This window comes from Stenotrophomonas sp. GZD-301, assembly GCF_049310345.1.
Taxonomy (GTDB): Bacteria; Pseudomonadota; Gammaproteobacteria; order Xanthomonadales; family Xanthomonadaceae; genus Stenotrophomonas.
In genome coordinates this window covers 1-14,106 of sequence record NZ_JBMOWY010000068.1, presented here as the reverse complement: position 1 = coordinate 14,106, position 14,106 = coordinate 1, and the positions used below count along the sequence as shown (strand labels likewise).

14 protein-coding genes are annotated in these 14,106 nt (G+C 68.3%); 3 read left to right on the top strand and 11 right to left on the bottom strand.

What is annotated here, in order from left to right; all coding sequences use genetic code 11:
• Positions 1 to 81 precede the first annotated feature (81 nt).
• From xerC to ACO6VK_RS17380, 6 genes are all read right to left on the bottom strand, one after another.
• A complete protein-coding gene (xerC, locus tag ACO6VK_RS17405; RefSeq protein ID WP_422509314.1) occupies positions 82 to 972 on the bottom strand; it encodes a tyrosine recombinase XerC in 891 nt (296 codons plus the stop codon).
• Positions 973 to 992: 20 nt separating this feature from the next.
• A complete protein-coding gene (locus ACO6VK_RS17400) occupies positions 993 to 1,670 on the bottom strand; it encodes a DUF484 family protein (protein ID WP_422509312.1) in 678 nt (225 codons plus the stop codon).
• Positions 1,667 to 2,518, bottom strand: a complete 852-nt coding sequence (gene dapF, locus ACO6VK_RS17395) for a diaminopimelate epimerase (RefSeq protein WP_422509384.1) — start codon at positions 2,516 to 2,518, stop codon at positions 1,667 to 1,669. The genes ACO6VK_RS17400 and dapF overlap by 4 nt, the downstream gene beginning before the upstream one ends.
• Positions 2,511 to 2,759 carry an LPS translocon maturation chaperone LptM gene (gene lptM, locus ACO6VK_RS17390; RefSeq protein ID WP_422509310.1) on the bottom strand — a complete coding sequence of 83 codons (249 nt, stop codon included), beginning with the start codon at positions 2,757 to 2,759 and terminating at the stop codon, positions 2,511 to 2,513. Before lptM ends, dapF begins: the two co-directional genes overlap by 8 nt.
• A gap of 65 nt (positions 2,760 to 2,824) precedes the next feature.
• On the bottom strand, positions 2,825 to 3,250 hold the full coding sequence (locus tag ACO6VK_RS17385) for a YbaN family protein (protein ID WP_422509308.1): 426 nt from the start codon (positions 3,248 to 3,250) through the stop codon (positions 2,825 to 2,827).
• A 60-nt stretch (positions 3,251 to 3,310) separates the two neighbouring features.
• A complete protein-coding gene (locus ACO6VK_RS17380; RefSeq protein WP_422509306.1) occupies positions 3,311 to 5,431 on the bottom strand; it encodes a S9 family peptidase in 2,121 nt (706 codons plus the stop codon).
• A gap of 111 nt (positions 5,432 to 5,542) precedes the next feature.
• Between ACO6VK_RS17380 and ACO6VK_RS17375 the strand changes: the two genes are divergently transcribed.
• Positions 5,543 to 6,736, top strand: a complete 1,194-nt coding sequence (locus ACO6VK_RS17375; protein ID WP_422509304.1) for a pyridoxal phosphate-dependent aminotransferase — start codon at positions 5,543 to 5,545, stop codon at positions 6,734 to 6,736.
• A 171-nt stretch (positions 6,737 to 6,907) separates the two neighbouring features.
• Here the strand turns inward: ACO6VK_RS17375 and ACO6VK_RS17370 are convergent, their stop codons facing one another.
• A complete protein-coding gene (locus ACO6VK_RS17370) occupies positions 6,908 to 9,004 on the bottom strand; it encodes a prolyl oligopeptidase family serine peptidase (protein ID WP_422509302.1) in 2,097 nt (698 codons plus the stop codon).
• Positions 9,005 to 9,072: 68 nt separating this feature from the next.
• Positions 9,073 to 9,381, bottom strand: coding sequence for a hypothetical protein (locus ACO6VK_RS17365; RefSeq protein ID WP_422509300.1), 309 nt, complete (start codon positions 9,379 to 9,381; stop codon positions 9,073 to 9,075).
• Positions 9,382 to 9,547: 166 nt separating this feature from the next.
• Between ACO6VK_RS17365 and ACO6VK_RS17360 the strand changes: the two genes are divergently transcribed.
• Positions 9,548 to 10,153: a lipocalin family protein gene (locus ACO6VK_RS17360; RefSeq protein WP_422509298.1), complete on the top strand. Its 606-nt coding sequence runs from the start codon at positions 9,548 to 9,550 to the stop codon at positions 10,151 to 10,153.
• Between the two features lie 221 nt (positions 10,154 to 10,374).
• Here ACO6VK_RS17360 and ACO6VK_RS17355 read toward each other — a convergent pair whose 3' ends face one another.
• From ACO6VK_RS17355 to ACO6VK_RS17345, 3 genes are all read right to left on the bottom strand, one after another.
• Positions 10,375 to 11,064 (bottom strand): methionine ABC transporter permease, encoded by a 690-nt coding sequence (locus ACO6VK_RS17355; RefSeq protein WP_422509296.1) that lies wholly within the window; start codon positions 11,062 to 11,064, stop codon positions 10,375 to 10,377.
• The gene (locus ACO6VK_RS17350) at positions 11,061 to 12,068 is read right to left on the bottom strand and encodes a methionine ABC transporter ATP-binding protein (RefSeq protein WP_422509382.1); all 1,008 of its coding nucleotides are present in this window, start codon (positions 12,066 to 12,068) and stop codon (positions 11,061 to 11,063) included. Before ACO6VK_RS17350 ends, ACO6VK_RS17355 begins: the two co-directional genes overlap by 4 nt.
• 143 nt (positions 12,069 to 12,211) lie before the next feature.
• Entirely contained in the window at positions 12,212 to 13,108 is an 897-nt protein-coding gene (locus ACO6VK_RS17345) for a DMT family transporter (RefSeq protein ID WP_422509294.1), read from the bottom strand.
• Positions 13,109 to 13,186: 78 nt separating this feature from the next.
• Here ACO6VK_RS17345 and ACO6VK_RS17340 point away from each other — a divergent pair, with 78 nt between their 5' ends.
• Positions 13,187 to 13,669: a YajQ family cyclic di-GMP-binding protein gene (locus ACO6VK_RS17340; protein WP_422509292.1), complete on the top strand. Its 483-nt coding sequence runs from the start codon at positions 13,187 to 13,189 to the stop codon at positions 13,667 to 13,669.
• The last annotated feature ends 437 nt before the right edge of the window (positions 13,670 to 14,106 follow it).

Sequence of the window (14,106 nt, the reverse complement as noted above, 5' to 3'; positions counted from 1 at the left end):
GGGTGACAGAGACTGAGGTGGGGTCGTTGCCCGGGGCTTCAAGCCACCCTGCCCTGCGCCGCAGTGACGCACCGGATCGATTCAGCTTTCGTTGCTGCTGCGCCGCCGCTTCGCGCGCGGGTGCGCGGCATCGTAAACCTTGGCCAGGTGCTGGAAATCCAGGTGGGTGTAGATCTGCGTGGTGGCGATATCGGCATGGCCGAGCAGCTCCTGCACGCCGCGCAGGTCGCCGGAAGATTCCAGGATGTGGCTGGCGAAACTGTGCCGCAGCATGTGCGGGTGCACGTGCTTGAACAGGCCCTGGCGCTGGGCGAGCTGGCGGATGCGGATCTGCACCGCGCGTTGGGTGATCGGCCCGCCGTTGCGCCCGGGGAATACCGGCGTGCCAGCGGCACCACCGCTGTCGGCCTGCCAGGCCTGCAGGGCGGCGCGCGCATGCGAGCCGAACGGAACGCGCCGTTGCCGGTTGCCCTTGCCGAGCACATTGACCAGGCCGGTCGCGAAATCCAGGTCGCGCCAGATCAGCGCGCACAGTTCGCTCAGGCGCAGTCCCGAGGAATAGAACAGCTCCAGCAGCGCGCGGTCGCGCAGGCCCAAGGGGGCGTCGGTGGGCAGCTCGACCAGTCGCACCGCTTCGTCGGCATCGAGTACCTGCGGCAGCTTGCGCGGCGCCTTGGGGGCCTTCAGCGTGGCGGCGGGGCTGACCTCGATGCGGCGGTGCCGCAGTAGCCAGCCGTAGAAACTGCGGCAGGCCGACAGCCGGCGCTGCAGCGAGGTCGGCGAGAGGCCGCGACGGTGCTCGGCGGCGATGAACTGGCGCAGCTGCTCGCTGTCCAGGGTTTCGATTGCCGCCTCCTGCGCCTGTGCCCACACCGACACCGCATCGAGATCGCGGCGGTAGGCATCCAGCGTGTGCGCCGACATGCGGCGCTCCACCTGCAGGTGGGCGAGAAACTCGGCGACGGCGGTCATGGGCACGGCGCCGTGGCGGTTCAGGCCGGGTCGAAGCGCGCCAGCGCGACCACCAGCGCTTCACCCATCATGCGCAGGAACAGCGTGCCCATGCCGGGATAGAAGCGGTTGCCGTCGCGGCTGCCGACCGCGATCAGGCCGACGCCCGGCAGCGGCAGCAGCGCGCTGGACTGCACATCGTCCACGCGGTCGCCGTACAGCAGCGCGTTCTTCTCCGGCTGCAGCCGCCCGCAGATGGGTTCGCCGTCGTTGAGGCAATCGCGGAACGACGACAGCGCCGGGCTGTCGGCGGCCACCACCTGCAACCACGGCGCCTGCTCCAGACCCGCCACCGGCGTCAGCAGCACCAGGCGGACCAGGTCGCCGGCGAAATCCTCTTCCAGCGATGCGGCCATCGCCCGCAGCGTGTCGCCGGCGCTGGACTGCTTCATCAGCGCCAGGGTGAGCTGGTGCGTGCGTACGGCGAGTCGTTCGTTGATCTGCGCGTTGGCGGCCAGGTCGGCCAGCCTGCGCTGCAGTTCGCGGTTCTTGTCGCGCAGCACGTCCAGCTGGTAGCTGGCGAGCGACGCGGTGGGACCGTCATCGCGCGGCACCACCAGGGTCAGCGCCAGGTCCGGGAACTGCTTCAGGAAGGTCGGATGACGTCGCAGCCAGGCGGCGACTTCGTGCGCTCCGATTTTCTCGACGGTCTCGCTCATGCGTTCCATTCCCCTTCGAAGACGAAGGCAGCCGGCCCGGACATCACGATCTGGGCCGTCGGGTCCGGCCAGCGGATGCGCAGGTCGCCACCGGGCAGCGACATGATGGCGTCACGTTCCAGCCGGCCGCGGTGCATCATCACCACGGCCGCCGCACAGGCGCCGCTACCGCACGCCAGGGTCTCGCCAACGCCGCGCTCGTAGACCCGCAGGCGGGCGTGGCGCGGGTCCATGACCTGCACGAAGCCGACGTTCACCGACTGCGGGAAGGTGGCGTGCTGCTGCAGCAGCGGGCCGAGGCGCTCGACCGGCGCCGCATCCACCAGCCCGACCTCGATCACGGCGTGCGGATTGCCCATCGAGACCGCGCCGAAACGCACGGTGTCGCCCTGCAGCGGCAGCAGATATTCCTCGCGGGCGTGGGCGAAGCCGATCAACGGCACCTGATCGGGCTCGAAGCGCGGCACGCCCATCGCCACGGCGTACTGATCCTCGCCCAGGCGTTCCACCGCGTGGCTGCCAACCGGGCTGTCGATGGCGAAGGTGTCGCCACTGGTGGCGCCGTCGCGGACCAGCCAGGCCGCCACGCAGCGCGCGCCATTGCCGCACTGCTGCGAGCTGGAGCCGTCGGCATTCCAGATCCGGTACGAGGCAACCGAACCGTCGGCGGTGGGCGGCTCGATGGTGAGGATCTGATCGCAGCCCACGCCGGTGTGGCGATCGGCCAGACGGGCCGCCAGCGCCGGTTCCGGCGGGGGGCTGCCGTCGCGCAGATCCAGCACGATGAAGTCGTTGCCGGCACCGTGCATTTTGCTGAAGCGCAGTGCCCGGGGTGCCGCCTTATTCATTCCCGTCATCGGCCTTGAGTGCCGGCGCGTCGACCGGATCGGGGGCGACCGGGGTGGCACCGACCTCGGCATCGGCCGCGGGTTGGGTGGCCTCCGGCTCGGCGGCCGGCTCGACCACTTCTTCGACCGGAACAGGCTTCTGCGGCATGACCAGCGGGCCCTTGTTGCCACAGGCCGACAGCACCAGCAGCGCCGAGGCGGCCAGCGTCAGGGAGATGAGGGTACGGGGGGATGTCTTCATGCCCCAAGTATAGCCATGCCCCCTGCGGTAATGCCCGGCCGCCGGCCGGCAACCTCAGCAACCCCTCAGGATGAGCGCGGCGGCAGCGGCCGGCTCCACAGCCACAGTGCCACGGCCGTCATGCAGCCGATCGACAGCCATTTGACCCATGCGATGGGCACGCACCACAGCATGATGCCGGCGCAGATGGTCATGGTCAGCGTGGCCATCCACTTCGCGTAGCGGCTGACCGCGCCGTGCGCCTGCCAGTTGCGGATGGCGGGGCCGAAACGGGGGTGCTGCAGCAACCGGTTGTGCAGGCGCTCCGAGCCGCGCGAGGCGGCCCAGGCCGAAATCAGGATGAACACGGTGGTCGGCAGGCCCGGCACGAAGATGCCGACGATGCCGGTGCCGAGGCTGACATACGCCAGCAGCCACCACGCCCAGCGGAAACGCACCGGCCGCCGCACGGGGGCGGCATCGGCAACGTCAGGGCGCTCTGGCAGGCTCATGCCGCCAGCATAGCGAGCCGGGAAGGCGACCGCGATGGCCGCCTCCCGTCCGGCCGTGGATCAGTTCGTTGCGGGAGTGACGCCGAGCTGGTCAAGCACGAACGCATAGGACTCGGCCAGCTCGTGGTAACGCTGGAAGCGCCCCGACTTGCCGCCGTGCCCGGCCTCCATGTTGGTGCGGAACACGATCGGATGGGTGCCGGTGTTGTCGTCGCGCAGCTTGGCCACCCACTTGGCCGGTTCCCAGTACTGCACCTGCGAATCCCACAGCCCGGTGCCGACAAACAGCGCCGGGTAGGCCTGGCGGCGGACGTTGTCATACGGCGAGTAGGTGAGCATGTAGTCGTAGTACTCGCGCTGCTCGGGGTTGCCCCACTCGTCGTACTCGTTGGTGGTCAGCGGGATGCTGGCATCGAGCATGGTGGTGACCACGTCCACGAACGGCACCTGGGCCACCATCACGCGGTAGTCCTGCGGTGCCTGGTTGGCCACCGCGCCCATCAGCAGGCCGCCGGCGCTGCCGCCCGACGCCGCCACGCGGTCCTTGGCGGCATAGCCCTGGCGGACCAGCTCACGGGTGACATCCACGAAGTCGTTGAAGGTGTTCTGCTTGTGCAGCAGCTTGCCGTTCTCGTACCAGGCCCGGCCCATCTCCTGGCCACCGCGGATATGCGCGATCGCATAGACCACGCCACGGTCGAGCAGGCTGACCACGGTCTGGTTGAAACCCGGGTCCATCGACATGCCGTAGCTGCCGTACGCGTACTGGTACAGCGCACCGCTGCCGTCCTTTTTGAAGCCGTTGCGGTAGACCAGCGACACCGGCACCTTGACGCCATCGCGGGCGGTGACCCACACCCGCTCGGTGGTGTACTTGGACGGGTCGTAGCCGATCACCGGCTGCTGCTTGAGCTGGCGGCGCTCGCCGGTGACGGTGTTGAGCTCGTAGGTGGTGGTGGGCGTGGTCAGCGAGGTGTAGGCATAGCGCAGCCACGGGGTGTCGTGTTCCGGATTGGCGGCCAGGCCCATCGAATAGGCCGGCTCATCGGCCTTGACGTACTCCTGGCGACCGTCGGCGAACAGCAGGCGGATGCGCTCCAGCCCGTTGGAGCGTTCGGCGATGGCGCTGTAGCCGTCGAACAGTTCGAAGCCCTCGATCAGCACGGCCTCGTCATGGGCCACCCAGTCCTTCCACTGGCTGCGTGCGGTGGCATCGGACGGTGCGGTGACGATCTTGAAGTTGGTCGCACCGGCGTCGTTGGTGCGGATCACCCAGCGGCCGTCGAAGTGGTCGGCGTCGTACTCGACGTCGCGCGCGCGCGGGGCGAGCACGGTGAAGGCCTGCGGATCGGCCGCCGGTGCGTAGCGCGTCTCCGAGCTGACCGTGCTGTGCAGGTCGATGGTCAGGAAGCGGTCGTCGCGGCTGCGGCCGACGCCCATGTAGAAGCTGTCGTCCTTCTCTTCGTAGACCAGCACATCGCTGGCGGCCGGCGTGCCCAGCACGTGCTTCTTCACCCGCACCGTGAGCAGCGTTTCCGGATCGTTCTCGACGTAGAACAGGGTGCGGTTGTCATCGGCCCAGACCACGTTCGGCGACACGTTCTCGATCCGGTCCGGCAGCACCTCACCGGTGCGCAGGTCCTTGAAGCGGATCACGTACTGGCGGCGGCCCACATCGTCCTCGGCCCACGCCAGCAGGTGGTTGTCCGGGCTGACGTCCATATCGCCGACGCTGAAGTAGCCCTTGCCGGCGGCCATCGCGTTGATGTCCAGCAGGATCTCTTCGGGCGATTCCATGCTGCCCTTGCGGCGGGCCTGGATCGGGTAATCCTTGCCGGTCTCGAAGCGGGTGTAATACCAGTAGCCGCGCTCGCGCGCCGGCACGCTGGCATCGTCCTGCTTGATGCGCGCCACGATCTCCTTGTAGAGGGTGTCCTCCAGCGGCTTGAGCGGCGCCATCACCGTATCGGTGTACGCATTTTCCGCGTTCAGGTACGCGAGCATCGCCGGGTTTTCGCGCTTGTCGTCGCGCAGCCAGTAGTAATCGTCGCTGCGGGTGGCGCCGAACGGGGCCTTGACCGTATGCGGGTGCTTTTCGGCGTCAGGCGCGGTCGGCGTGGGGGCGGCATGCGCGGAAGTGGTCATCAGGCTGGCAACCAGTAAACAATGGGCGGGCTTCACGAGATAAGGCTCCTGGCGGGGGAATGCAATGGCGTCCGTGTCCACGCAGTCTGCGGCGGGCGTTGGGCCGGCGGCAAGCGTGTCGTTGGTCACTGCGCCTATCATCGGATCATGGACACTTTCCCCACGCCCTCCCCCGCCGGCTACAGCCGCCGCAGCCAGGACATCGCCCCCTTCCACGTCATGTCGCTGCTGGCCCGCGCGCAGGCGCTGGAACAGGCCGGCCACGATGTCATCCACCTGGAGATCGGCGAGCCGGACTTCACCACCGCCGCACCGATCGTGCAGGCCGGCCAGGCTGCCCTGGCCGCCGGCCATACCCGGTACACCGCCGCGCGCGGCCTGCCCGCCCTGCGCCAGGCCATCGCCGGCTTCTACCAGGACCGGTACCAGGTGCAGATCGATCCGGAGCGGATCCTGATCACGCCCGGCGGTTCCGGCGCGCTTCTGCTGGCCAGCAGCCTGCTGGTCGATCCCGGCCGGCACTGGCTGCTGGCCGACCCGGGCTACCCCTGCAACCGGCATTTCCTGCGCCTGGTCGAAGGGGCCGCGCAACTGGTGCCGGTCGGACCGGAGACGGCCTACCAGCTCACCCCGTCCCTGGTGGAACGCCACTGGAATGCCGACAGCGTTGGCGCGCTGGTGGCGTCGCCGGCCAACCCCACCGGCACGGTGTTGTCGGCCGCGGAACTGGCGGCGCTGTCGCAGGCGCTGAAGGCACGCGGCGGTCACCTGGTGGTCGATGAGATCTACCACGGCCTCACCTACGGCATGGACGCCCAGAGCGTGCTGCAGGTGGACGACGATGCGTTCGTGCTGAACAGCTTCTCCAAGTACTTCGGCATGACCGGCTGGCGCCTGGGCTGGCTGGTGGCACCGCCGCAGGCCGTGCCCGACCTGGAGAAGCTGGCCCAGAACCTGTACATCAGCGCCTCCAGCATCGCCCAGCACGCCGCGCTGGCCTGCTTCGAACCGGCCACCATCGCCATCTTCGAGCAACGCCGCGCCGCCTTCCGCGAGCGCCGCGACTACCTGCTGCCGGCCCTGCGCGCGCTCGGCTTCCGCATCGACGTCGAGCCGGAAGGCGCGTTCTACCTCTACTGCGATGTCAGCGCGTTCACCGACGACGCGCAGGCCTTCTGCGCGCACTTCCTGGAGACCCAGCACGTGGCGTTCACCCCCGGCCTGGATTTCGGCCACCACCGCGCCCACCAGCACGTGCGGCTGGCGTACACGCAGGAGGTGCCGCGGCTGGAAGAAGCCGTGGCCCGTATCCGCCGTGGCCTGGAAACATGGGTGCGTTGACTGCCCCCTGCCTGCACCAAAAAAAAACGCCACGCATCGCTGCGTGGCGCTGAAGCTGGGGTGGAGCCAACCTGACGCCCCACCACCCGGAGTTCACGGGGCGATGGGTCCGCGTCGGGCCGACGCCCCGCGGGATGCTCGACCGCCCCTGGCCGTCGAGCATACCCGACCTTACTTGCTCAGCTGCTCCCAGAGGAAGCTGTAGGCCAGTGCCGACATGTGCGCGGCCTGCGCATTGTTGGCCGCACCGCCGTGCCCCCCCTCGATGTTCTCGTAGTAGGTCACGTCCTTGCCGGCCTCGATCATCTTGGCCGCCATCTTGCGGGCGTGGGCCGGATGGACGCGGTCGTCGCGGGTGGAGGTGGTGAACAGCACCGGCGGGTAGGTCTTGCTGGCGTCGAACAGGTGGTACGGCGAGAAGGTCTTGATGAAGGACCAGTCGGCCGTGTCCGGGTTGCCGTATTCAGCCATCCAGGACGCACCGGCCAGCAGGTGGTTGTAGCGCTTCATGTCCAGCAGCGGAACCTGCACCACCACCGCACCGAACAGCTCGGGGTACTGGGTCAGCATGTTGCCGGTGAGCAGGCCACCGTTGCTGCCGCCCTGCACGCCCAGGTGCTTGGCCGAGGTGATCTTGCGGCTGACCAGGTCGCGGGCGACCGCGGCCATGTCTTCATACGCCTTGTGACGGTTCTGCTTGAGCGCCGCCTGGTGCCAGCGCGGGCCGTACTCGCCACCGCCGCGGATGTTGGCGACCACATACACGCCGCCCTTCTCCAGCCATGCACGGCCCATCGCACCGGAGTACGACGGGGTCAGCGAAATCTCGAAGCCGCCGTAGCCGTACAGCAGGGTCGGGTTGGAACCGTCCAGCTTCATGTCCTTGCCGTGCACCACGAAGTACGGCACGCGGGTACCGTCCTTGCTGGTGGCGAAGTGCTGCTCGATCACCTTGCCGTCGGCATTGAAGAACGCCGGCATGGTCTTGAGCACTTCCGGCTGCTTGCCGATCTCGGCCAGGGCCAGCGTGGTCGGGGTCAGGTAGTCGGTGACGGTCATCCACACCGCGTCGCTTTCGTCGGCATCGACCGCGCTCACGGCCACGGTACCGAACGACGGCGCCCCGGTGAACGCGCTCTTCTTCCAGCCGCTGTCGGTCGGGGTCAGCACGCTCAGGCGGCTCTTGACGTCGTCGAGCACGTTGAGGACCAGGTGCGAGCGGGTCCAGCTGGCGCCTGCCAGCGAGGTGGTCTCGGTCGGCGCGAACAGCACCTCGAACTCACGCTTGCCGGCCAGGTAATCGTCCAGCTTGGTGGCCAGCAGCGAACCGGCTGCGTAGGTCTTGCCGCCCACGGTCCACGGATCGCGCAGTTCCAGGGTCAGCCACTGCTTGCGCAGGCCCTTCTCGGCCGAGTTGGGCGCGTCGATCTTGGTCAGCGTGCCATCGTTGGCGCGCAGGTAGATCTCGTTGTTGTAGAACGCCAGGGTGCGGCTGACCAGGTTGCGCTCGTAGCCCGGGGTGTCGTCGTGCATCGCCGAGATGTACATGTCATCCGGCTTGCCTTCGTACACCACGCTGGCCGAGGCCATCGGCGTGCCGCGCTTCCACAGCTTGGCCACGCGCGGGTAGCCCGAGGTGGTCATCGTGCCGGCGCCGAAGTCGGTGTAGACGAACACGGTATCGCGATCGATCCAGTTCAGGCCGCCCTTGGACTCGGGGCGGAAGAAACCGTCCTTGATCCAGGTCTTGTTGGCCAGGTCGAACTCACGGGTGACGTCGGCGTCGGCACCGCCGCGCGACAGCGCGACCAGGCAGCGCGCGTAATCCGGGCGCAGGCAGTCGGCGCCGTGCCAGACCCAGTTCTCGCCTTCGCTCTTGTTCAGCGCATCCAGGTCGAGCACGGTTTCCCAGCGCGGCGAGGCCTTGCGGTACTCCTCCAGCGTGGTACGACGCCACACGCCGCGCTCGTGCTGCTTGTCCTTCCAGAAGTTGTAGTAGTAATCGCCGATCTTCTGCACGCCGGGAATCTTGGCGTCCGAATCGAGCACCTCGCGGATGCTGGCTTCCATCGCCTTGAAGGCCGGGGTCTGCGCCAGGCGCCCCTCGGACTTGGCGTTCTGTTCCTTGACCCAGGACAGCGGCTTGTCGCCGGTCACGTCCTCCAGCCAGGCGTACGGATCGGCCGGCGTTTCAGCGGCCACGGCGGTCGCGGCCGTGGCGACGGACATCAAGCCTGCCACCAGGCAGGCGGAAGCGATTCGGGACATTGCAGCTCCAGGCAGTCATAGGCCCCGGACGCTATCACAGGCGGCCACTGCCCCTCCCGTGTCGAAGGTCAGGCCGCGCGCAGGCGCCGCGCCGGCCGCCGCCGCCGGGCCTGCGGCGCACGCCGGCGGGCCGTGGCCCGGCGCTGGGCCCACCAGCGCAGCGGCAGCCGGAAGCGGTACAGCGCCCACCAGGCCAGCCACGGCATTCCGACCAGCCACAACGGCCCCCACCCCAACCAGCTGCTGTAGCCGCGTGCGGCCGGCCAGACCAGCACCAGGGCCAGCCCGGCAAGGGCCGCCTGCCTGACGCAACGCAGCACCCGCGGGTCGGGTGCCTCGGCGGAACGGGACGAACGCTGCAAAGACGACAGGGACATGACACCGCTCCGTGCGAAAGTGATGCGTCACCTTGCCGTGCCACCATCTCACCGGCTGCGACCTTGTGCCGCAGCGTGAACCGGTCATGCAACCGGTGCGCCACCATTGACGTTCTTCGCCGTCCCACCCACCATGCCCCTGCCAGCCCCTGGAGCCAACCGCCGCATGTCTGTGAACCGCCCGCTTCGCGCTGTCCTGTTGCTGTCCACGCTGTCGCTGCTGCCTGCCTGCGCCTTCCGTCATGAGGCCAAGCCGGCGCCGGCACCGACGACGACCGAGCGCGTGGGCCCGGCGATCGACCTGCAGCGCTTCATGGGCACCTGGTATGTGATCGGACGCGTCCCGAATCCGGTCGAGCGCGGCCATGTGGCCAGCGTCAACGAATACCGGCTGCGCGGCGACCAGAAGGTTGCCATCACCTATCGTTACCGCAACGGCTTCTCCGAACCGCAGGAAGAACTCACGGTGCGCGCGTCGGTGGACGAGGACAGCGGCAACCACAACTGGCGCACCTGGTTCTACAAGATCGTGCCGACCCACACCCGCGTACTGGAAGTGGCGCCGGACTATTCGTGGGCGCTGGTGGGTTACCCGGGCCGTGAAATGGCGTGGATCTTCGCGCGCCAGCCGGACATGGACAAAGACCTGTACAAGGACCTGGCCACGCGCCTGCGCGACGAGTACGGGGTCAACACCGACAAGCTCAAGCGCGTCCCGCAGCACCGCGAGCAGGTGGACCGCCTGGGCTACGAGGTCCCGAACGTCCGCTGAGCGTGACCCCGTAGAGCCGACCTCTGGTCGGCTGTCGCGATGGGTCCATCGGCACCGGAACCCGTAGAGCCGACCTCTGGGCGGCTGTCGCGATGGGTCCATCGGCACCGCACCCCGTAGAGCCGACCGTTGGTCGGCTGCCGCGCGCAGCGCGGGGTTTGTCGATGTCGGAACGGAGAGCAGCCGACCAACGGTCGGCGCTACCGGCAGACGGTGCAGGGTTACCGGCGGCTGTAATGTGCGACGAGGCGGTCGCCGAGCATCTGCAGGATCTGGACGAGGATCAGCAGCAGCACCACCGTAACCAGGGCCACATCGGTGTGCGAGCGCTGGTAGCCGTCGCGGAACGCGAGGTCGCCCAGGCCACCGGAGCCGATCGCACCGCCCATCGCGGTGAAGCCGATCAGTGCGATGACCGTGACCGTGGCACCGGCAATCAGACCGGGCCGGGCTTCGGGCAGCAGCACCCGCGTCACCAGCTGCCAGGTGGTTGCGCCCATCGCCTGGGTGGCTTCGATCACGCCGCGGTCCACTTCGCGCAACGCGGTTTCGACCAGGCGCGCATAGAACGGCGCCGCGCCGATCACCAGCGGCACGATGGCCCCGCGCACGCCCAGCGAGGTGCCCATCATCCACAGCGTGAGCGGAATCAGCACGATCATCAGGATGATGAAGGGCACCGAGCGCAGCAGGTTCACCAGCAGCGCCAGCGCGCCGTACACCACCGGCTTGCGGTGCAGCTGCGGCGAGCCGGTGAGGAACAGCAGCACACCCAGCGGCAGGCCGATGGCCAGCGTCAGCGGCAGCGAGCCACCCAGCATCAGCAGGGTATCGAGCGTGGCCTGGCCGATATCGGCCCACTTGCCGGCATCGAGATGGCGGAAGAACCCGCCGGCGGTGGCGAACATCATCGGCGCAGCTCCTCAAGGTGGACACCGGCAGCGACGAAGCCGGCCTGCGCGGCCTGCACATCGCCCCCAACCAGCGACACCGTCAACTGGCCATACGGGGTGTCCTTGATCCGGTCGATGCGGCCGGACAGGATGTTGTAGTCCACGCCGGTGTCGCGCGCGATGCGGCCCAGCAACGGTTCGTAGGTGTCCGCGCCGAGGAAGGTCAGGCGCACGATGCGCCCGGCGACGGCGTCGAAATCCTTGTGCAGCTCGCCCTCGTCCACCTGCTCGGATTCGGTCACGAAGCGGCGTGTGGTCGGGTGCTGCGGGTGCAGGAAGACCTCGGTCACCGGCCCGGTTTCAACCAGTGCGCCGGCATCGAGCACGGCCACGCGGTCGCAGACGCGGCGGATCACATCCATCTCGTGGGTGATCAGCACGATGGTCAGGCCGAGTTCGCGGTTGATCCTGCCCAGCAGCTTCAGCACCGACGCGGTGGTCTGCGGGTCCAGCGCACTGGTGGCCTCGTCGCACAGCAGGATCTGCGGGCGCGTGGCCAGCGCGCGGGCGATGCCGACGCGCTGCTTCTGGCCGCCGGACAACTGCGCCGGGTACTTGGTGGCGTGCGCCTCCAGGCCCACGGTGTGCAGCAGTTCGTCCACGCGCGCATCGATCTCCGCGCGCGGCGTGCCTGCCAGCTCCAGCGGGAAGGCGACGTTGGCCGCCACCGTGCGCGACGACAGCAGGTTGAAGTGCTGGAAGATCATGCCGATGCGCCGGCGCAGCGTGCGCAGGCCATCGGCGTCCAGCGCGGTGACGTCTTCGCCGTCGATCAGCAGGCGCCCACCGGTGGGCTCCTCAAGCCGGTTGATCAGCCGGATCAGGGTCGATTTGCCCGCGCCGGAGTGCCCGATGATGCCGAATACCTCGCCGGCCTCGATGGTCAGGTCCAGCGGCTGCAGCGCGGCGATCGCGCGGCCGCCGACGGCATAGGATTTGTGCAGGCGCTGGAACTCGATCACTTTCGCGGTCAACCGGGGCATCGACGGGAGGGGGCGTGCAGCCTACCAGCGCGGGACGGCCCTCGCCCGTGCGGTTGCGCGGAATGATATTCCGTTTGGTTCTAAGCCGGCGTGATCGGGCGCCACACGACGCCCGGGGCCGGTCAGGGGTGGTCCAGCGGCGCCGGCGGCTGGACCTGGCGGACCCGCTCACGGTGCAGCAGGTACAGGCCCGAGGCGACGATGATCGCCGCGCCCAGCCAAGTCACCTGGTCGGGCAGCACGCTCCAGAACAGCAGGTCCCAGCCGATCACCCAGACCAGCCCGGTGTACTCCAGCGGGGCGATCAGCGAGGCTTCCCCGAGCTGGAAGGCACGGGTCAGCGCAACCTGCCCGGCGGCCCCGGCCAGGCCCATGCCGCCGATCAGGGCCGCATGCCCCCACTGCAGCGGCTGCCAGTCCGGCAGCGCCAGCAGGCCCGCGCCCACCGCCATGATCACCAGGAACCAGACCACCATCGACTGCGGGGTGTCGGTGCGGGTCAGCATGCTGACCGTGATCGCAGCCACCGCGTAGGCGGTCGCCGCCAGCAGCACCATCAACCCCGGGATCGAGATGAAGCCATCCCCGCCCGGCCGCAGTACCACCAGCACGCCGACCAGGCCGATACCGATGGCGATCCAGCGGCGCGGGCCGACATGCTCGCCCAGCAGGGGCACCGACAGCGCGGCGATCAGCAGCGGCGCGACGAAATAGATGGTGTACGCGGTGGACAGCGGCAGGCTGCGCAGGGCGAACACGAAGCAGCCGATCATCGCCATGCCCAGCAGGCCGCGCAGCAGGTGCAGGCCCCAGCGCACCGGCACCAGTGACCGCGGGCCGGCCGTGGCCAGCACCCAGACCAGCACGAACGGGAGCGAGGCGGCGCCACGCAGGAAGGTCACCTGCAGGGTCGGATAGCTGGCGGAGAGCTGCTTCATGCCCGCATCCATCAGCGAGAAGCAGGCGACCGCCAGGAGCATCCAGGCGACCGCGCGGGAGGGAGAGCGTTGCATGTTCATGGCCCATTATCGCCGCCACGGCCGGGCCGTCCACGTCGGGTTGGTTAGAATGGGGGCTTCACCTGCTGGAGTATTCCCATGCCCTCCTTCGACGTCGTCTCCGAAGTCAACACCCACGAACTGACCAACGCGGTCGACCAGGCCAACCGCGAGCTGTCCACCCGCTTCGATTTCAAGGGTGTGGACGCCAAGTTCGTGCTCGAGGACAGCGTGATCAGCCAGTCGGCCCCGAGCGACTTCCAGCTGCAGCAGATGACCGACATCCTGCGCGCACGCCTGATCGCCCGCAGCATCGACACCCGCTGCCTGGAGTTCGGCGACATCGAGACCAACCTGGCCGGCGCGCGCCAGAAGGTCACCGTCAAGCAGGGCATCGAGCAGAAGGTGGCCAAGCAGATCGCGGCCAAGCTCAAGGAAGCCAAGCTCAAGGTGGACAGCCAGATCAACGGCGACAAGCTGCGCGTCAACGGCAAGAAGCGCGACGATCTGCAGGACGCCATCGCCCTGCTGAAGAAGGAAACCTTCGAAGTACCGCTGCAGTTCGACAACTTCCGCGACTGATCCCCGGCTGCTTGGCGCGCACCCCCGTAGAGCCGGGTTCTACCCGGCTGCCGTTCGTCCGGATGCGTGCACACCTGACACCAGCCGGGCAGAGCCCGGCTCTACGGGGCTGCCGTTCGTTTGGATTCGTGCACACCTGACGCAAGCCGCGTAGAGCCGGGTTCTACCCGGCTGCCTTTCGTTTGGATGCGTGCACACCTGACGCAAGCCGGGCAGAGCCCGGCTCTACGGGGCTGCCGTTCGTTTGGAATCGTGCACACCTGACACCAGCCGGGCAGAGCCCGGCTCTACGGGGCTGCCTTTCGTTTGGATTCCTGCACACCTGATGCAAACCTCGTAGAGCCGGGTTCTACCCGGCTGCCTTTCGTCTGGATTCGTGCACACCTGATGCAAGCCGCGTAGAGCCGGGTTCTACCCGGCTGCCGTTCGTCCGGATT

Excerpts from the sequence above, each read along its gene's own strand:
- ACO6VK_RS17385 (WP_422509308.1), bottom strand. The coding sequence starts at position 3,250 with ATGAGCCTGCCAGAGCGCCCTGACGTTGCCGATGCCGCCCCCGTGCGG.
- lptM (WP_422509310.1), bottom strand. The coding sequence starts at position 2,759 with ATGAAGACATCCCCCCGTACCCTCATCTCCCTGACGCTGGCCGCCTCG.
- dapF (WP_422509384.1), bottom strand. The coding sequence starts at position 2,518 with ATGAATAAGGCGGCACCCCGGGCACTGCGCTTCAGCAAAATGCACGGT.
- ACO6VK_RS17340 (WP_422509292.1), top strand. The coding sequence starts at position 13,187 with ATGCCCTCCTTCGACGTCGTCTCCGAAGTCAACACCCACGAACTGACC.
- ACO6VK_RS17375 (WP_422509304.1), top strand. The coding sequence starts at position 5,543 with ATGGACACTTTCCCCACGCCCTCCCCCGCCGGCTACAGCCGCCGCAGC.
- ACO6VK_RS17365 (WP_422509300.1), bottom strand. The coding sequence starts at position 9,381 with ATGTCCCTGTCGTCTTTGCAGCGTTCGTCCCGTTCCGCCGAGGCACCC.
- xerC (WP_422509314.1), bottom strand. The coding sequence starts at position 972 with ATGACCGCCGTCGCCGAGTTTCTCGCCCACCTGCAGGTGGAGCGCCGC.
- ACO6VK_RS17370 (WP_422509302.1), bottom strand. The coding sequence starts at position 9,004 with ATGTCCCGAATCGCTTCCGCCTGCCTGGTGGCAGGCTTGATGTCCGTC.
- ACO6VK_RS17355 (WP_422509296.1), bottom strand. The coding sequence starts at position 11,064 with ATGATGTTCGCCACCGCCGGCGGGTTCTTCCGCCATCTCGATGCCGGC.
- ACO6VK_RS17400 (WP_422509312.1), bottom strand. The coding sequence starts at position 1,670 with ATGAGCGAGACCGTCGAGAAAATCGGAGCGCACGAAGTCGCCGCCTGG.
- ACO6VK_RS17360 (WP_422509298.1), top strand. The coding sequence starts at position 9,548 with ATGTCTGTGAACCGCCCGCTTCGCGCTGTCCTGTTGCTGTCCACGCTG.
- ACO6VK_RS17345 (WP_422509294.1), bottom strand. The coding sequence starts at position 13,108 with ATGAACATGCAACGCTCTCCCTCCCGCGCGGTCGCCTGGATGCTCCTG.